This window comes from Brevibacterium sp. FAM 24630 (genome assembly GCF_049804075.1).
Taxonomy (GTDB): Bacteria; Actinomycetota; Actinomycetes; order Actinomycetales; family Brevibacteriaceae; genus Brevibacterium.
In genome coordinates this window covers 1-18,548 of sequence record NZ_JBNBZD010000003.1, presented here as the reverse complement: position 1 = coordinate 18,548, position 18,548 = coordinate 1, and the positions used below count along the sequence as shown (strand labels likewise).

General features: G+C 65.8%; 15 protein-coding genes, 1 tRNA gene and 1 pseudogene. 12 read left to right on the top strand and 5 right to left on the bottom strand.

All coding sequences use genetic code 11. From position 1 onward, the window contains the following. The first annotated feature begins 31 nt into the window (after positions 1–31). Positions 32–535, top strand: a complete 504-nt coding sequence (locus tag ACPUD7_RS02985; RefSeq protein WP_135537734.1) for an SRPBCC family protein — start codon at positions 32–34, stop codon at positions 533–535. A gap of 84 nt (positions 536–619) precedes the next feature. Here the strand turns inward: ACPUD7_RS02985 and fdxA are convergent, their stop codons facing one another. From fdxA to ACPUD7_RS02965, 4 genes are all read right to left on the bottom strand, one after another. Next, positions 620–940 carry a ferredoxin gene (gene fdxA, locus ACPUD7_RS02980; RefSeq protein WP_135537735.1) on the bottom strand — a complete coding sequence of 107 codons (321 nt, stop codon included), beginning with the start codon at positions 938–940 and terminating at the stop codon, positions 620–622. 81 nt (positions 941–1,021) lie between these two features. Next, positions 1,022–1,657, bottom strand: a complete 636-nt coding sequence (locus ACPUD7_RS02975) for an HAD family hydrolase (protein ID WP_135537736.1) — start codon at positions 1,655–1,657, stop codon at positions 1,022–1,024. 155 nt (positions 1,658–1,812) lie between these two features. Then, positions 1,813–2,001: a hypothetical protein gene (locus tag ACPUD7_RS02970; protein WP_205683294.1), complete on the bottom strand. Its 189-nt coding sequence runs from the start codon at positions 1,999–2,001 to the stop codon at positions 1,813–1,815. A 373-nt stretch (positions 2,002–2,374) separates the two neighbouring features. After that, positions 2,375–2,578, bottom strand: a complete 204-nt coding sequence (locus ACPUD7_RS02965) for a cold-shock protein (RefSeq protein ID WP_062240453.1) — start codon at positions 2,576–2,578, stop codon at positions 2,375–2,377. A gap of 547 nt (positions 2,579–3,125) precedes the next feature. Between ACPUD7_RS02965 and ACPUD7_RS02960 the strand changes: the two genes are divergently transcribed. From ACPUD7_RS02960 to ACPUD7_RS02930, 7 genes and pseudogenes are all read left to right on the top strand, one after another. Beyond that, entirely contained in the window at positions 3,126–4,214 is a 1,089-nt protein-coding gene (locus tag ACPUD7_RS02960) for an LCP family protein (RefSeq protein WP_240689576.1), read from the top strand. A 95-nt stretch (positions 4,215–4,309) separates the two neighbouring features. After that, positions 4,310–4,738 carry a thioredoxin gene (trxA, locus tag ACPUD7_RS02955; protein ID WP_135537738.1) on the top strand — a complete coding sequence of 143 codons (429 nt, stop codon included), beginning with the start codon at positions 4,310–4,312 and terminating at the stop codon, positions 4,736–4,738. After that, on the top strand, positions 4,735–5,424 hold the full coding sequence (locus ACPUD7_RS02950; protein ID WP_425119076.1) for a class I SAM-dependent methyltransferase: 690 nt from the start codon (positions 4,735–4,737) through the stop codon (positions 5,422–5,424). Before trxA ends, ACPUD7_RS02950 begins: the two co-directional genes overlap by 4 nt. 158 nt (positions 5,425–5,582) lie before the next feature. Further along, positions 5,583–8,750, top strand: a pseudogene (gene fdnG / locus ACPUD7_RS02945) (formate dehydrogenase-N subunit alpha); the annotation flags it as partial. A gap of 359 nt (positions 8,751–9,109) precedes the next feature. Beyond that, complete coding sequence (locus ACPUD7_RS02940; RefSeq protein ID WP_205683295.1) at positions 9,110–10,243, top strand: 4Fe-4S dicluster domain-containing protein; 1,134 nt, start codon at positions 9,110–9,112, stop codon at positions 10,241–10,243. Next, positions 10,240–11,484 carry an NrfD/PsrC family molybdoenzyme membrane anchor subunit gene (nrfD, locus tag ACPUD7_RS02935; RefSeq protein WP_135537742.1) on the top strand — a complete coding sequence of 415 codons (1,245 nt, stop codon included), beginning with the start codon at positions 10,240–10,242 and terminating at the stop codon, positions 11,482–11,484. Before ACPUD7_RS02940 ends, nrfD begins: the two co-directional genes overlap by 4 nt. Before the next feature lie 258 nt (positions 11,485–11,742). Next, a complete protein-coding gene (locus tag ACPUD7_RS02930) occupies positions 11,743–11,967 on the top strand; it encodes a hypothetical protein (RefSeq protein ID WP_425119075.1) in 225 nt (74 codons plus the stop codon). A 3-nt stretch (positions 11,968–11,970) separates the two neighbouring features. On the opposite strand, the gene selD is transcribed toward ACPUD7_RS02930, so the two are convergent. Further along, the gene (selD, locus tag ACPUD7_RS02925) at positions 11,971–12,957 is read right to left on the bottom strand and encodes a selenide, water dikinase SelD (protein ID WP_425119074.1); all 987 of its coding nucleotides are present in this window, start codon (positions 12,955–12,957) and stop codon (positions 11,971–11,973) included. Between the two features lie 145 nt (positions 12,958–13,102). Between selD and ACPUD7_RS02920 the strand changes: the two genes are divergently transcribed. From ACPUD7_RS02920 to ACPUD7_RS02905, 4 genes are all read left to right on the top strand, one after another. Further along, positions 13,103–13,197, top strand: a tRNA-Sec gene (locus ACPUD7_RS02920). 92 nt (positions 13,198–13,289) lie between these two features. Beyond that, the gene (selA, locus tag ACPUD7_RS02915) at positions 13,290–14,687 is read left to right on the top strand and encodes an L-seryl-tRNA(Sec) selenium transferase (protein ID WP_425119073.1); all 1,398 of its coding nucleotides are present in this window, start codon (positions 13,290–13,292) and stop codon (positions 14,685–14,687) included. Beyond that, positions 14,680–16,584: a selenocysteine-specific translation elongation factor gene (selB, locus tag ACPUD7_RS02910; RefSeq protein ID WP_135537746.1), complete on the top strand. Its 1,905-nt coding sequence runs from the start codon at positions 14,680–14,682 to the stop codon at positions 16,582–16,584. Before selA ends, selB begins: the two co-directional genes overlap by 8 nt. Before the next feature lie 203 nt (positions 16,585–16,787). Beyond that, complete coding sequence (locus ACPUD7_RS02905; RefSeq protein ID WP_425119072.1) at positions 16,788–18,164, top strand: NAD-dependent succinate-semialdehyde dehydrogenase; 1,377 nt, start codon at positions 16,788–16,790, stop codon at positions 18,162–18,164. Positions 18,165–18,548: the final 384 nt, after the last annotated feature.

Here is an 18,548-nt window from a genome sequence, read left to right as displayed (position 1 = left end):
GGCTGGGTGGGTGACCGAGGAAGGGAATTCGATGAGACGCACCATGCAGGTCAGCGGCAGCATTGTCATCCGTGCAGAGGCCGACGCCATCTGGGCGCAGGTGGCCGATCCGACGCAGATGCCCCGGTGGAGTCCGGAGAACACCGGTGCCAGCACCCGCGCGGATGCACGCCCGTTGTCGGTGGGCGAGGTCTTCGAAGGCACCAACCGGCGGGGCCGCGCGAGGTGGGTGACCGAGAGTGTTGTCATCGATTCCGTGCCGGGCCGGCGGTTCGCGTTCACGGTGCGCAAGATCGGTCCCCGTTCGCCGTCTCTCGAAGGCAGCAATGCCACGTGGTCCTATGACTTCGAGGACCTCGGCGGAGCGACGCGAGTCACCGAGACCTGGAACGATGATCGCACCGGCTGGCCGGATTGGGTGGCCGCGGTCTTCGATCGTGTGGTCACGCGCGGGCAGTCCTTCTCGGACTTCCAGCGCATCAACATCTACCGCACGCTCACCGCGATGAAGGACGAGTTCGAACAGGGAAGCTGATCGGTCCCGCGCAGCACCGAGGTCCTGCCCGCAGACGGCGACTGGGAATGGGTGGAACGCATCCTGCCGTCGTCGCCCGGCGAATCACTGGTTCTGCGGCGGGAGGGCGGAGACGAGCGGATGGTCCTTGTCGATCACGCCCATGCCGGCAGCCCCGCCCGGGGAGCCGATGTCGTCGAAGAACTCGACATTGGCCTTGTAGTAGCTCGACCACTCCTCGGGCACGTCATCTTCGTAGAAGATCGCCTCCACCGGGCAGACCGGCTCACAGGCTCCGCAGTCGATGCATTCGTCCGGATGGATATAGAGCATCCGTTCGCCTTCGTAGATGCAGTCCACCGGGCACTCATCCACACAGGCACGGTCCTTCACGTCCACACAGGGTTGAGCGATCACATATGTCATACTGGCCACGTTAGGCCCTGCGACTGAACTTCGGCTCAATGCGAAGCGTGCTCTGCCCAGGCGGAGTTGCTCTGGTTCTCGTCAGCGGTTCGTCGGTTCCAGCAGCTCCAGACCAGCCAGATCCCGGCGCAGGGACTGTGCGTCGGTGAAGACGAGACCGATGAATCCGAGCTTCCGTGCGGCTTCGATGTTCGACGGCAGGTCATCGACGAAGACGGTCCGGCTCGGGTCGAGGTCGAACCGCTCGGTGAGCACGTGGAAGATCGCCGGATCGGGTTTGATGAGCTTTTCGCGCCCGGAGACGACGACGTCTTCGAGCTCATTGATGGCCGGTGCCGCTGCAGGGGCATGGTGGAAGGTCTCGGCCGCCCAGTTCGAGAGGCCGAGCAGTCTGGTCCCTGAGTCCTTGAGCTCGGCGACGACCTCGGCCATGCCCTCGACCGGACCGGTCAGGGACTTCTCGAAGCGCTCGTAGTAGAGGGAGATGATCTCGCCGTGGCGAGGGTCCGTCGCAGCGGCCCGCGCGACGATCTCGGCGACCGGAACGCCGGCGTCGGAGGCGGAGTTGAGGGCGGAGAAATCCGCTTCGGCGGCGAAGTCGCGCCATTCTTCGGCGCTCATCCGGTCAGCGAGCGGACCCGACTGGTCCCATCCGATGAGGACGTTGCCGAGATCGAAGACCACGGTCGTCGGAATGGAGGAGTCGGGCTGAGACATGAGGGCACCACCTGTGTGATCGGATTCGCTGAGTCACAACCCACGCTACCGGGTGCGGTGAGTCTCGGTACCGAAGACGGCGGTGAGGCTGCTTCCGGAGGCCGGGGATGAACCGGCAGGAGGGGCCTCGGCGGGTGGCCGGGCGACTACATCAGTCATCGGCTGCGACCGTGCTCCCGGCTGCGCATGATCGCCAGAATCAGGGCGATGACGAGGAAGATCAGCGAGAGTCCCCAGAAGAGGACGGCGAAGTTTGTCAGCGGCGGAATATGCGCCGCGACGTGGCACGCGGTGACGAGGAGCAGCAGGGCGATGATCCAGCTCAGCCGACGTCCTCTTCTCATCATGCCTCCGCCCCCGTCGTGTGTCTGAGCACTCCTGTGATCGTTGCCACGACTGTAGAAGTCGCAACAGTTATATGTCAACGTTCCTTGGCCTATGGTGGGCGCTGGACCGACGGCGCAGCAGCTGAGAGCTCGGTTCCGCACGGACAGACCATGAATTGCACGGACCGGATATGAAGAGCGCGGACCGGGCATGAATAGAGCGAAGCACCGAGGCAGCTGACTGCTTCGGTGCTTCGCTGGTGGAAACCATCCGACCGCGACTGGTGACCGATGAGACGATCACGACGGTGCCGAAAGCGGAGGGTCTCCGATGAATCTCAGAAGTCTCGAGAGAGACCTGTGATGTCTCTGATGAGACTCACAGTGAGTCTCAGAGGCCGCGGACGCGAGTCGCCTGCAGGCCCTTGGAACCCATCTCAGAGTCGAACTCGACGTTCTGACCCTCGGTGAGCTCACGGTAGCCGGAGGCTTCGATCGCGGAGAAGTGGGTGAACACGTCAGCCGAACCGTCGTCAGGCTGGATGAATCCGAAACCCTTTTCCGCGTTGAACCATTTCACGGTACCTGTTGCCATAATCTTTGTATCCTTATTTTTAGCTGATGACCGCTGGTGCGGTCGTGATGGTCGGACCCGTGACCGGGTCCGGCTGTTCACACCTGCAGAGCCTGGAGCTGATCGACAGTGCCGAGCAGCCGTTGGTCTGATGGTGTGACTTCTCGTTGGACGAACCGAGTGTCGTACGCGGATCCAACGAAAAACTGTGGTGAAACCGAAGCTCCGGAATTCGTGCTGATGTGAAAAATCCTTGTCTCAGGCGAAGAAGCGGAAAGCTCGGTGACGATAACGCACTCGAAGGTGCTGGATTGAAGTCGAGGTACGACTGGACTGAAAAGTGAAGAGAAAGTATGAGAAGCGCGGATGGTAGACACGCGCTGATTCGGCGACTGCAGGGCGCGGAGCGAATCTACCTACGCTCGCAACGCCACACGTTCCGCACAGTGTCGTACAGGAACAAATCCATTCTAACAGAGTCTGGACGGCTTGAATGACGGATTGCACTGAGAACCTGTGTTTAGGATTGTATGCAATCTGAAACAGAGTGAAATGAAGGAGTGCAGGTTTGCCGGAGATCGGACCGCGGCGTCAGCGTCGTCTCGCCATGAAGTACCGACGCCGCCGCACCATCGTGGCCCTGATCGCGGTCATGGTCATCGCAGTTCCGGTGACGATCGTGGCGGTCGTTCACAACCTCAGTTCCAATATCAGCTCCTCGCCCCTGCGTGCCGGAGAGGAGAGTGCCGTGCCCGAGAAGCTCACGGACGAGACGAATGTGCTCATCCTCGGTTCGGACACGCGAGATCTCGACTCCGGGAACGCCGAGGACGACGGCAGCACCGGCGAGGGCATGGGTGTCGAGGACGGCGGGCACGGAGCCGCCTCTTCGGGATACGGCACGGCCGAAGGCGCTCGCAGCGATGCGATGATCCTCGCCCACATCTCGGCCGACACCTCCCGCATCGATGCTGTTCAGATCCCGCGAGACACGATCATGGACATCCCCGCCTGCACCGACACCGGCTTCGGAGCCTCGAGCGCCGTCCACGGAATGATCAATTCCGCCCTCAACTCCGGTCCCGCCTGCTCGGTCTCCGCTGCCGAAGCCCTGACCGGCGTGCGCATCGATCACTTCATCGAGGTGAATTTCGACGGTTTCGCGACGATCGTCGATGCCCTCGGCGGGATCACCGTCGATCTCGACGAACCGCTCAAGGACTCCAAGGCCCAGCTCGACCTGCCTGCCGGTCACCAGACCATCGACGGCAGCGATGCCCTCGCGCTGGCTCGCACCCGCCATGCCGTCGGCGACGGCAGCGACATCTCCCGCATGGGCAATCAGCAGATGGTAATGGAATCGATCATCGACCGGGCCAAGAGCGCGCAGGTCCTGTCACGTCCCGACCGCCTCTACAGCTTCCTCGACGCCGTCACCTCTTCGCTGAGCGTCGACGAAGAACTCGACTCGGTTTCGGCATTGGGTTCCTTGGCCTCGACGGTCTCCTCGGTGCCCGAGGACGCGATCACCTTCGCGATCATGCCCTGGACGAAGGCTCCTGAGGACCCCAACCGGGTCGTCATCGCCCCCGAGGCGGATGCTGTCTTCACCGCCATCGCCGAGGACGAACCGATTGTGGACCTCGCCCTGGACTGAGTTCGTGACAATACAGAGTGCGCGGAGCATGCCGTCCAGGAGAAATGCCAACCCCGTCCAGACATCATTCATCCTCGGCTCCTAGACTGACCCGCATGTCTACGATCGAAATCACTCAGGACAACTTCGAATCGACCATCAACGACAACGAGATCATCCTTCTCGACTTCTGGGCCGATTGGTGCGGCCCGTGCAAGCAGTTCGCTCCGGTCTTCGAACAGGCCGCAGAGGCCAACCCCGACATAGCCTTCGGCAAGATCGACACCGAAGCCCAGCAGCAGCTGGCCGGCCTCTTCGCGATCTCCTCGATCCCGACGCTCGTCGCCTTCCGCCAGGGAATCGTCGTCTTCGCTCAGCCGGGTGCGCTCGCCGCACCGCAGCTCGAGCAGGTCATCACCGCCGTCAAGGGCCTCGATATGGACGAAGTCCGCGCCGAACTGGCCAAGCAGGACGCTGCCGCCTCGACCGAGGCCGCGGACGACGGCCCCGATTCCATCCCCGCCGATCCGGGCGTCGACCAGTGACCGAATCCATCGCTGTCCCGGATTCCGTGGCGGCCTGGGAAGAGCGCTACTCCGAATCTGACGACCCCGTGTGGTCGGGCAGCCCGAATGAAGCCCTCGTGGCCCTCGTCGGTGACATGGCGCCCGGCCGCGCCCTCGACGTCGGCTGCGGAGAGGGTGCCGATGTCGTCTGGCTGGCCGAACACGGCTGGGACGCCACCGGAATCGATCTGTCGACCACGGCCATCGACCGTGCCCGCAGGGCCGCCGACGACCGCGGAGCGAAGGCCGACTTCGCCGTCGCCGACATCTCCACCTGGGCACCGGAGTCCGCATCATCGGAAGACGCCGATCGCCGAGGCGGCTTCGACCTCGTCACCGGATTCTTCCTCCACACCCGGTTGCCCGACACCCGGGAAGAGCTGCTCGCCCGGGTCGCCGAACATGTGGCACCGGGCGGTGCCCTGCTGCTCGTCTCCCATGCCACGATGCCGCCGTGGGCGGCCGAACACAATGAGAAGCTCGACCACGGGATGGACCACCACCACGAACCGGTGAGCCCGAACGGAGACTTCGCTCTGCTCATCGGTGCCAGCCCCGATCGCTGGGAGATCGAACTCGCCGAGACCCGGACCCGACAGGTGACCTCACCGGACGGCGAACCCGCCGAACTCGATGACGCCATCCTGCTCGCTCGCCGGGTCTGAGCCGGTCCCTTCCCGGGGCCTGAACCCAAGCTCTTTCCGCCTGAGCCGAACGGTCGTCACCGACCGCTCGACTCAGGCGGTCTCACCTTGCAGGACGCGGTGATTCCACTGCGGCTCGCCTGATGCATTTTCCGCATGTGAGGGTCTATGGTTGAGCCATGGCTCGGTTCAGCTTCCTCGAGTGGCCGGTACTCCGGCAATTCCGCACCTCGGACAAGACGGGACGCGGAGAATCTGTCGTGTCCCAGAAGACCCGAGACACCACCCCGCGCACGGCTACGGCCGATAAGGTCGTCCAGTCCGTGTGCCCCTACTGCGCCGTCGGCTGCGGACAGAAGATCTTCGTCAAGGATGACAAGGTCGTGCAGATCGAAGGCGACCCGGATTCGCCGATCTCGCGTGGACGTCTCTGTCCGAAGGGAGCCGCCAGCGAACAGCTGGTCAATGCCAACGGACGCGTCACCGAGGTCCTCTACCGCGCTCCGCGTGCCAAGGACTGGCAGAAGCTCGATCTGGATACGGCGCTCGACATGGTCGCCGACCGCTTCATCGAAGCCCGCCGCAACCATTGGGAGGACGTCGACGACAAGGGACACCCCCTGCGTCGCACGATGGGCATCGCCAGCCTCGGCGGGGCGACCATCGACAACGAGGAGAACTACCTCGCGAAGAAGCTCTACACGGCGGCGGGCGCGATACAGATCGAGAACCAGGCGCGCATTTGACACTCCGCCACGGTTCCCAGTCTGGGAACCTCGTTCGGGCGAGGCGGCGCCACACAACCCGTCCAGGATATGGCGAATGCGGACTGCATCATCATCCAGGGATCCAATATGGCCGAGTGCCACCCCGTGGGCTTCCAATGGGTGACCGAGGCCAAGGCCCGTGGTGCCCGCATCATCCACGTCGATCCTCGTTTCACCCGCACCACTGCGATCGCGGATAAGCACGTCCCGATCCGGGCGGGCTCGGACATCGTGTTCCTCGGTGCGCTCATCAACCGTGTGCTCAGCGACGGTGCGTACTTCGATGAGTACGTCCGCGCGTACACCAACGCGACGAATCTCATCAGCGAGAACTATCAGGACACAGAAGACCTGGACGGACTCTTCTCCGGGTTCGACCCCGAGACGAACTCCTACGACAATTCGACCTGGTCGTACCAGACCGATGAGTCGGGGGCGCCCATCACCGATGAGACCCTGAGCGACCCGCGCACGGTCTTCCAGATCCTCAAACGCCACTACTCGCGCTACACGCCTGAGATGGTGGCCGAGAACTGCGGCATCAAACCGGAAGACTTCGAATACCTCGTCGAGTCGGTGACCCGGAATTCGGGGCGCGAACGCACCACGTGCTTCGCCTACGCCGTGGGCTGGACCCAGCATTCGCTGGGCGCCCAGTTCATCCGCACCGCCTCGATCCTCCAGCTGCTGCTGGGCAACATGGGTCGTCCCGGCGGCGGCATCATGGCCCTGCGCGGACACGCCACGATCCAGGGTTCGACCGATATACCGACCCTGTTCAACCTGCTGCCCGGCTACCTGCCGATGCCCAGCGCCGGAGTCCATGAGACCTTCGACGACTACGTCAAGGCGGTGGGCACTCCGGAGACCCACAAGGGCTTCTGGGCGAACGGACGCAGCTATGCCACCAACCTGCTCAAAGCGTGGTGGGGCGATGCCGCCACGCCGGAGAACGACTTCGCCTACGACTACCTGCCGAAGATCAACGGTGCCCACGGCACGTATCAGACGCAGGTCCGCATGCTCAACGACGGTGTCGACGGGTACTTCCTGCTCGGCCAGAACCCGGCCGTCGGCTCGGCCAACGGGCGGATGCAGCGCATGGCGATGAGCCACCTCAAGTGGATAGTCGTCCGCGACTTCCGTCTCATCGAATCCGCCACCTGGTGGAAGGACGGCCCCGAGATCGCCAGCGGTGAGCTCAAGACCGAGGACATCGAAACCGAGATGTTCTTCATGCCCGCGGCCAACCACACGGAGAAAGCCGGCACCTTCACCCAGACGCAGCGTCTCGTGCAGTGGCGGCACAAGGCCGTCAACCCACCCGGCGATGCGCAGAGCGAACTCGACTTCTTCTTCGAACTCGGCAAACGGGTGCGCGAGAAGCTGGGGGACTCCGACGATCCTCGTGATCGTCCGCTCCTCGACATGACCTGGGACTACCCGGTCGATGAGGAGGGTGAGGTCGACGCCGAATCCGTGCTGGCCGAGATCAACGGCTACTACGTCGGCGGTGACAAGGACGGACAGCCGCTCGATAACTTCAATCAGATGACCGACGACGGCACCACCGCAGGCGGCTGCTGGATCTACGCGGGAATCTATTCAGGCGGCGAGAACATGGCCGCCCGACGCAAGCCCCGAGCCGAGCAGGACGAGACCGCCGCCGAATGGGCCTGGGCCTGGCCGGCGAACCGACGGATCCTCTACAACCGCGCCTCTGCAGCACCCGACGGCACACCCTGGTCGGAGCGGAAGAAGTTCGTGTGGTGGGACGAAGAGACCGGAAAGTGGACGGGCAAGGACGTCCCCGACTTCCCGATCGACCGGGCACCCTCGGCCCGCTCGGATCAGCCCTACGGCGGACCCGCCAACCTCGACGGGGACGATCCGTTCGTCATGCAGGCCGACGGCAAGGGCTGGCTGTTCGCGCCCAGCGGCATGGTCGACGGGCCGATGCCCACGCACTACGAGCCGCAGGAATCCTCGGTGGCCAACCCGCTCTACGAGCAACAGTCGAGCCCGACACGACTGGTGATGCGCAGGGAGGACAACCTCTCGGCCCCGGCCGCAGGCAATCCCGGTTCCGAGGTCTACCCGTACGTGTTCACGACCTACCGCCTGACCGAGCACCACACCGCAGGAGGAATGTCGCGGTGGCTGCCCTACCTCTCGGAGCTGCAGCCGGAGATGTTCTGTGAGATCTCCCCGGAGCTCGCCGCCGAGGTGGGACTCGAGCCCTACGGATGGGCGACGCTGGTCTCCCCGCGCGCCGCCATCGAGGCCCGCGTGCTCGTGACCCGGAGGATGACGCCGTTGACGGTCGGCGGGAAGACCATCCACCAGATCGGCCTGCCCTACCACTGGGGCGTCGGCGGAGACGCCACGGTCGAAGGTGACTCCGCGAATGATCTGCTGGGCGTGACGATGGACCCCAATGTGTTCATCCAGAACAGCAAGTACGTGGCCGGCACGATCATTCCGGGACGCCGTCCACGGGGTCCGGAGCTCGTCGATTTCGTCGAGAAGTATCAGCGTGAGGCGGGTCTGAGCCCGGAATCGGGCAATCAGCTGGTCACGGTCTCCGATGACGTCGTCGCCGAGTCCCTGGCCGCGGACTCTGCGGCCAGCAAGGGCGGGCATCCGCATCGCGGTGGGGACTCCGCCGTGGGTGTCACCCCTGGGCGCACCCTCGGAGACGAAGCCGTCGACAGTGCCGATGATCGCACGGGCCGGGCCGATCTTGGACCCACCGACAGCGTGGACCAGAACCCGACCGAGACCGTGGACGCGAACCGCGCGGACGATGGGGACCCGACCGATGGCGACCCCGACCGCGGTTACATCGGCAAGGATGCCGACAAGGCTCAGCAGGGCAACCTCGGCGAGGGTGCCCAGACGGATACGGTGGACACCACAGGAAACGAGGAGGAGGACTGATGTCGACATCGACCGTCGAGAACGATGCCGTTGCGGATGGGCACTGGCACGGTTCCGCGCACGAGCGCAAAGGGTTCTTCACCGATACGTCGATCTGCATCGGCTGCAAGGCCTGTGAGGTCGCCTGCAAGGAGTGGAACAACAATCCGCAGGACGGGACCTACGAACTCCTCGAATCCTCGTATGACAACACGGGCAGCCTCGGGGCGAACACCTGGCGACACGTCGCCTTCATCGAACAGGACTCCGAGCGGATCGAAGCCGCCCGCGAGTCGGGGCGGAAACTCGTCAACCTCGGCATGCCGACGATCCGTCCGCGCACGGATGAGTCGGCAGGTGCCCAGCCACTCGGCGGTGCCCTCGGTGCGGCAGCGGATGGGTCTGCCGGAAGCGGAGGACTGCCCTCGACCCCACCGATGGGCATCGATCTGCTGGCACCCGGCGCCCTGGAACCGAGCGATCCCGAGGACATCGCCAACCTCGATACGACGCCCCCGGACACGGCGGACTTCCGCTGGCTGATGTCCTCGGACGTGTGCAAGCACTGCACCCACGCCGGCTGCCTGGACGTGTGCCCCACGGGAGCGCTCTTCCGCACGGAATTCGACACCGTCGTCGTGCAGAACGACGTCTGCAACGGCTGCGGAACGTGCGTGGCCGGCTGTCCCTTCGGCGTCATCGAGCGCCGCGATGACGGCACGATCAACACACCCACCGACCGTGATCGCAGCGCCTCGGACATGGACGTGCCGGACAAGAACACGGCCAACAAGTGCACCCTGTGCTATGACCGCCTCGTCGATGGGCAGGAACCGGCGTGCGCGCAGACCTGCCCCACGGAATCGATCAAATTCGGCGACCATGACGACATGGTCGACAAGGCTCACGCCCGCGTGGCCGATCTCCATGCGAAGGGTCTGACCGAGGCTCGCCTCTACGGCGCGAACCCGAACGACGGGGTCGGTGGCACCGGATCGGTCTTCCTCATCCTCGACGAGCCCGAGGTCTACGGGCTGCCGCCGGATCCGCGTGTGCCGACGAAGGACCTGCCGAAGATGTACGCCAATGCCGGCATCGCGGCGCTCGGCATGGTCGCCGCCGTCGGACTCGCCTTCCTCGGGAGCCGCCGTTGAGCACGTCCGAATATGACTCCTACCGTCCACCCGAGCCGGAAGGCGGACGCAAGAAGCGCCGCCGAGGCGGTCGGCCCGGTGGCGGTCGTGGTGGACCGGGTGCCGGTGGTCGGCGAGGCGGTGGCTGGAAGAACCGCGGGGCCGACGGCAACCGTGAGATGCCGATGGTCGAGGACGTCGAATTCACCTCCTACTACGGTCGACCCATCGTCAAGGCTCCGCCCTGGGGCGATGAGATCGGGCTCTACCTGTTCCTCGGCGGTCTGGCCGGTGGCTCGGCCCTCTTGGGTCTGGGCGCACAGTTCAGCGACCGTCCCGGTCTGCGCATCGCTTCACGGATGACAGCGATCACCGCAACAGGAATCGGGGGAGCGGCGCTCGTGGCCGACCTCGGCCGGCCCGAACGGTTCCTCAACATGATGCGCGTGTTCAAGGTCAGCTCCCCGATGAGCCTGGGCACCTGGATCCTCTCCGGCTTCGGCGTCGGTTCGGGCGTGCTGACCGCCATCGAAGTCGATCGCCTGACCGGTGAGAAGCTGCTGCCGCTCGGCCCCCTGCGCCGCGTGCTCCACGCCCTCGAAACGCCTGCCGCCATCGAGTCAGCGCTCTTCGCCACACCTCTGGCCGCCTACACGGGCGCGCTGCTCGGCGATACCGCGGTTCCCACGTGGAACGCTGCCGGTCGCAACGGACTCTCATATGTGTTCGTGGCCTCGGCATCGATGGCCGCCGGGGGAGCGGGAATGGCGCTGGCTCCGATCCGCGAGACCGGTCCGGCTCGTCTTCTGGCGCTGACCGGTGCCGCCGGTGAGATGGTGGCGATGGATCAGATGAAGAAGGGCATGCACCCCGCCGAGGTCGATCCGATGGAAGACGGCGAACCCGGCCACAAACTCCACCGGGCCGAGAAGCTGCTCCTTGCCGGTGCCGCCGGTGCCGCCGCCGTCGAGGTGGCGGCACGAGTGTTCGCGAAGAAGCTGGCCGGTAAGACTGACGCATCGAGTGGTGCCTTCGGTGCCGGGGGCAAGCGGAGCTGGAAGACGAGGACGGCGCTGCGTGCGCTCTCGGTCGTCTCCGGTGCGGCACTCGCCGCCGCCTCGGCGTACACCCGCTTCGGGGTGCTCGAGGCCGGCATCGAATCGACGAAGGATCCGCGTCACGTCGTCGAACCCCAGCGCGCTCGCCTCGAGGAGCGTCGGGCCCGCGGCATCACCGACGACTCGATCACGACCGGCTGGTAGGGGCGCTGGCTGGCAGACGACGCTGAGGCCGATGCCGCCGGACCCCTCACCCGCAGCGACATAACCTCCCGGTGCACCGCTGCGCTATGCCGCTATCGGTGTGTTGTGCCGCTATCGGTTCGCTGTGCGGTCAGAGATGTGTTTTGTCGCTGACGGTGTGAGATGCTCCGGGTGTTGTGCGGGCAACAGCGTGGGATGCTCTGCACGGCCAGCAAGACGGGTTGCAAAACACAGCATGTGCAGTAGCGTAGGAAGTCTATGAAGAAGCTGCTCCAGGATCGTCAGAGCGTCAGACTCGGTGTGTTCATGGCGCTGCTCTTCCCGTTCATCTATTTCGGCATGAGCCTTTTGGGCTTGGGCAATGACGCCTTCTCCTGGTGGGAGGCACTGCTTGTCGGCCTCGGGAACGGTGTCCTCTTCTGGTTCTTCTTGTCCAGCTTCCGACAGTTCCGCGACGAGGACGTCACTCCGAACCGAAGGTGAATCTCACCGCACGTGCACGCCCGAGCCGATGGTGATCTCGCCGATGATCGGGTGGCCGGGCAGTTCACCGACGACGAGCAGTCCGCCTGAAGTCTGCGCATCGGCGAGGAGGAACAGCTCGTCCTCGGTCACCGAGTCGTCGGCGGTGAGGTTCGGGCGCACCCAATCGAGATTGCGCCTGGTTCCGCCCGAGACATAACCATCGGCGATCGACTCATCCACTCGGTCGAGGCGGGGCACCGCGGCCGCGTCGATGACGGCGCCGACCCCAGAGGCCCGAGCCATCTTGAACAGGTGTCCGAGCAGCCCGAATCCGGTGACATCCGTGGCCGCTCGCACCCCGGCCGCGACGGCCGCCCGGGCAGCATCGGCATTGAGCGAGGTCATCGTGGCGATGGCTTCGTCGAAGTTCTCACCGGTGACTTTGTGCCGGTTGTTGAGGATGCCCACCCCGATCGGTTTGGTCAGTGTCAGGGGAAGCCCCACCTCGGCGGCATCATTGCGCATGAGCTCATCGGGGTGGGCCACCCCGGTCACGGCCATTCCGTACTTCGGCTCGGGATCGTCGATCGAATGCCCGCCGGCGACGGGGCAGTTCGCCTGCGCCGCGACGTCGAGCCCACCGCGCAGGACTTCGGTGAGCAACTCCATCGGCAGCTTCTCACGCGGCCATCCCACGAGATTGATCGCCGTGACCGGCGTCCCGCCCATTGCATAGATGTCCGACAGTGCGTTCGCCGCAGCGATCCGACCCCAGTCGTAGGCGTCGTCGATGACCGGTGTGAAGAAGTCCGCTGTCGAAAGCACCGCGAGATCCTCGCGGATCCGCACCGCCGAGGCATCGTCACCGTCGTCGAGACCGACGAGAACATCCGGACCCGGCTGCCCGACCAACCCGCGCACCGCGTCCTCGAGCTCGCCCGGAGGAATCTTGCAGGCGCACCCTCCACCATGGGCGAATGAAGTCAGACGATCATGAATCGCAGTCATACCCGGAGACTAACACTGGTGGGGATCGGCGTGGCCGGCCGCCGACACACGGTCACCGGTGTGGAGTGCCACCGGATCGGGGCTGAGGCTCGATCGTGAATCGGGCCGGGTCCCCTCGGCGACCGTTCGCGATAGGATTGCCGGTGGAGGCGTCCGTGTCCTGGTGGGCGCCCTGGTCTTCAAAACCAGTGAGACCGAGCATCTCGGTCTGGCGGGTTCGATTCCCGTCCGCCTCCGCCACAGTCCACCCGTTTCGCCGGCGGACGCGAAGGCAGGCGAGAGCAGCGCGCCACCGGTTCGCGCCCGTGCGTCGGCACACCCGAGGAGGCCCCATGGTCGAGTCCGACCCGCGTCGCAGCATACCGCGCACGGACCTCCTCCTCGCCTCACCGGACATCATCGCCGCAGGTGAACACCTCAATCAGGCGACGGTCAAGGCGATCATCACCGAAGTCCAGAACGCCGCCCGCAATGGTGAGATCCCCGTCGCCGAGGTGACCCCCACCCTCGTCTCCACGCTTCGTTCCCGTACGGCTTCCTCCCTGACCCCGGTGCTCAACGCCACCGGCATCCTCGTTCACACGAACCTCGGCCGCGCACCACTGTCACCTGCGGCAACGCAGGCCGTCACCGAAGCAGCCGGATACGTCGACGTCGAAATGAACCTGGCCGGCGGCAAACGCAGCAAACGCGGAACCGGGGCGAAGACCGCACTGCTGCGAGCCTGCCCCGCAGCTGGGGACGCCCTCGTCGTCAACAACGGTGCCGCCGCTCTGCTGCTTGCGGTCACGGCACTGCGAGGCCGCGGCGCTGCATCCGGGACTGTCGGGTCGACTGCCACCGCCGGTTCAGCTGCCGGCAGTCCCGACGAGATCGTCATCAGCCGCGGTGAGCTCATCGAAATCGGTGCCGGCTTCCGTCTCACCGACCTCATGACCACCACCGGCGCCCGCCTGCGTGAAGTCGGCACGACGAACCGAACACACCTCTCCGACTACGCCGAGGCGATCGACGCGACCACATCGAGTCTGCTCAAAGTGCATACGAGCAACTTTCGCGTCGAAGGGTTCACCGCCTCCGTCGACGTCGCAGAACTGCGCACTCTCGCCGACGAACACGATCTGCCGCTCATCGTCGATCTCGGCTCGGGCCTCTTCACCCCCGATCCCTCACTCCCGGCAGAACCGGACATTGACACCGCTCTGCGTGCCGGTGCCGACCTCGTCATCGTCTCCGGCGACAAACTCCTCGGAGGACCTCAGGCCGGACTCATCCTCGGCCGCACCGAAGCGGTGCAGGCGGTGGCGAAGCACCCCCTGGCCCGAGCGCTGCGGACCGACAAACTCACCCTCGCCGCGCTCGAAGCAACGATCACGCACACCGCAAACCCCGTCCACGATGCCCTCCACATCGACCCGGATCACCTGCGCAGACGCACCGATTCCCTCGCCGAGGCGGTCGGAGCGAAGGTCGTGGCCCACGACGGACGCGTCGGCGGCGGGGGAGCCCCCGGCGTACCGCTGCCTGGTTGGGCAGTGGAACTTCCCGAAGCCTGCGCCGCCGCACTGCGGACCGGAGACCCCGCGATCGTCGCTCGCACCCACCAGGGGCGCTGCCTCGTCGACCTGCGATGTGTGCCCGAGGCAGACGATGACCGCATCGCCGCCGCAGTCCGGCGGGTGCTGACCGCGGACCACCTCGGCGAAGAATCTCACGACAACGATGCCTGATCAGAATCCGCACCCCGACACCTTCGTCATCGCCACCGCCGGGCACGTCGACCACGGCAAGTCCACCCTGGTCAATGCCCTCACGGGAATGGAACCCGACCGGTGGGCCGAGGAGCGCAAACGCGGCCTGACGATCGACCTCGGCTTCGCGTGGACGACTCTGCCCTCGGGTCGGGAACTCGCGTTCGTCGACGTCCCCGGGCATGAGAAGTTCCTCGCGAACATGCTCGCCGGCCTCGGACCGGCACCCATCGCCTGCTTCGTCATCGCCGCCGACAAGGGCTGGCAGGCCCAGTCGAGCGACCACCGCGACGCGATCGCCGCGCTCGGGATCACCCGCGGCCTCGTCGTCATCACCCGCGCCGACCTCGCCCCCGACACCATCGAGACCACGAAATCGCAGGTCGGCGCCCAGCTGCGCGGCACTCCACTCGAGCACGCTACCATCGTCACGGTCTCCGCCACGACCGGGGACGGTCTGCCCGAGCTCATCTCCGTCCTCGACGAGGTCACGGCCGCGGCCGAGCCCGCGGACACCTCGGCGCGGGTGCGGCTGTGGGTCGACCGCGCGTTCACGATCAAGGGCGCGGGCACCGTCGTCACCGGCACGCTCACGGCCGGGACGCTGCGCACGGGCGACACCGTCGATCTGGTCGGTGAGACGATCGGCCGGACCGTGACCGTGCGCGGACTGCAGTCGAAGAACTCCACCACCACCGAGGCGGTCCCGCAGGCCCGCGTCGCCGTGAACCTGCGCGACACCCCCGCCGAGGATCTCCACCGCGGCGACGCCCTGCTCACCCCCGATGCGTGGCCGGTCGTCGACGTCATCGACGTCCGCCGCACCATGGGCGAGGCCCTCGACGCGGGCGTCCGCGAACTCATGGCCCACATCGGCACGGCCGCCGTTCGCGCCCGACTGCGAGGATTCGGCGCCGACCACGCCCGGCTCACGCTGGAACGGCCTCTGCCGCTGCGGCTCGGTGACCGGATCGTGCTGCGCGCGCCGGGCAGCCGCAACGTCTTCGCCGGCCTCGTCGTCCTCGACGTCGACCCGCCCGAACTCTCACGCCGGGGCGCCGGTGCCCGCCGCGGACGTCAGTTGGCCGAGCGTCCGGTCGAGGGGGACATCCTCGCCGAGGTGGCCCGCCGCGGTGCCGTCGAACGCACCGTCCTCGTCCGATTCGGTCTGGAAGTGTCGAGTTCTTCCCGGCCCGAGGAGGTCGAAGCCGTGGGCGGATGGCTCGTCCACACTCCCGCGCTCGCCGCCTGGGTCGAAACCGCGAGGACCCTGGTCGGCCGCGAACTCACAGCCCGACCGATGGCCGCTGGAGTCCCCGTCAAAGCCGTTGCCGAAGCACTGCGGCGAGGCGTCGAGACAGCCGACAGCGCTCGCAGCGCCGCAGCGAAGACACCGACGAAAGCACGCCTGCCCCTGCCCGAAGGCGCGGCCGCGGCGACTCGCACCCTGCTCGGCGAGATCATCTCCCGCGCCGGCCTCGAAACCGTTGACGGCATGGTCCGGCCGCCCGGCCACGCGGCGGATCTCGGACCCGCCGAAGCCGGACTCGTCGAACTCGAACGACGTCTCGCCGCCGATCCGTTCTCCGCCCCGGAAGCCGATGACCTCCGCGAACTCGGTCTGGGAGCGCGGGAGCTCGCGGTCGCCGAGAAGGCCGGACGGGTGCTGCGCCTCGGCGACGGAATCGTCGTCTCCCCACGCACCCCCGCCCAGGCGATGCGTGAACTCGCCGGTCTTGAGCAGCCGTTCACAACGAGTCAGGCCAGACAGGCGCTGGGCACGACGCGGAGGACGGTCATTCCGCTGCTCGAACACCTCGACTCGCGCGGGTGGGCGCGTCGTCTCGACACCACTCACCGCGAGGTCGTGCGCTGAACCCGTGACCCATGCGGTGATGGGCCGCCTCGGTGAAAGTCTGCGATCTGTACTACGATCATTTCGGAATGATCGTTCGCGTCCCTTCGGGCGCTTCTGTCGATGGTATGGGTGATAACAGACCGCGGTGATGGAGCCGCGGTGCCGCTTGATCTTGCCTTGACCCCACCATGCCACCATTCGAAACCACCACAGGAGCAACCATGTCGAACTATCGCGTCCAGAATCCCGCCACCGGTCAGACCGTCGAAACCTTCGCCGAGGCGACCGACACCGACATCGACAACACCGTCGCTGCCGCCCACGCCACCTACCTGACCTGGAAGGACACCGACATCCAGGAGAGGGCGGGAATCGTCCGCCGCGCGGCCGAGATCTTCCACGAACGCAAAGACGAACTTGCGCGCACGATCTCGACGGAGATGGGCAAGTCCTATGAGGAGTCCGTCGACGAGGTCGAGTTCGCCGCCGACATCATCGAGTACTACGGCGTCCACGGCCCCAGCCTGGCCACGGACTACCAGATCCCGAGCACGATCCCCGGAACCGCCCGCATCGAGGCCCTGCCCATCGGCGCGCTGCTCGGCGTCATGCCCTGGAACTTCCCGTACTACCAGGTGGCCCGCTTCGCGGCCCCGAACCTCGTGCTCGGCAACACGATCATGCTCAAGCATGCCGATATCTGCGGCCGTTCGGCTCTGCTCATCGAGGAGATCTTCCTCGCGGCGGGTGTGCCCGAAGGCGGCTACTCGCACCTGTTCGCCAACCACGACCAGATCGCTTCGATCATCGCCGACCCCCGCGTCCAGGGCGTGTCCCTGACCGGTTCCGAGCGGGCCGGTGCGATCATCGGCGCGCAGGCGGGGCAGAACCTCAAGAAGGCCGTGCTCGAACTCGGCGGAATCGACCCCATGGTCGTCCTCGACGCTTCGGATGTCGCCGCGGTGGCCCGTGAAGCCTGGGAATTCCGCACCTACAACGCCGGACAGGTGTGCAACTCGAACAAACGGCTCATCGTCATGGACGACATCTACGAGGAATTCGTCGACGAACTCGTCAAGCTCGGCACCGGTCTCAAGCCCGGAGACCCGGCGAAGCTCGGTGACGACGAGTACGTGCCGCTGTCATCGCGGACGGCAGCCGAGACGGTCGACGCCCAGGTGAAGAAGGCCGTGTCCGAGGGCGCCCGGGTCCTCGTCGGCGGGGAGCTGGGCGAAGGACCGGCCGCCTACTATTCGCCGACGGTGCTCGTCGACGTGCCCCGGGACTCCGAATCCTATGGCGAGGAGATATTCGGACCGGTGGCCACCGTGTACAAGGTCTCCAGCGACGAGGAGGCCCTCGAGCTGGCCAATGACTGCGCACTCGGGCTCGGCGGATCGGTCTTCTCCACCGACGAGGCGCGCGCCGATCGGGTCGCTGCAGGTCTCGAGGTCGGCATGACGCATGTCAACACCATCGCCGCCGAGGCCGCCGAGATCCCCTTCGGCGGGGTCAAGCGCTCCGGTTTCGGCCGCGAGATGGGCCCGATCGGCATGGGCGAATTCGTCAACAAGCGCCTCCACTTCGTCGCGAAGTAGGCCGCCGCCGATTCTCCGCGGTCTCCTAACTGTGGTCACCTATGCCCTAGGTGCCTACAGTTAGGAGACCGCCATGCTTGTCATCACCCCTCGGTAGAATGATGGGCGTGACGGCGACGGGGGCGGGTGACGGCCATCAATTCGATATCATTCGGTGAGCTTCTGCGAGAGTGGCGAACCAGACGGCAGCTCAGCCAACTCCAGCTGGCCACGCGCGCCAGTGTGTCAACGCGCCACCTCAGGTACCTCGAGACGGGTGTGTTTTGTCAACTTTTTTCCGGCCAAAAGAGCGCCGAAAATCCAGCCAGGCGAGCATGGTTTCCAGCCGTGTGAGCTCCGCGTCCGATACGGGGAACGTGCCTACCCGTGCAGGGCTGCGGATGG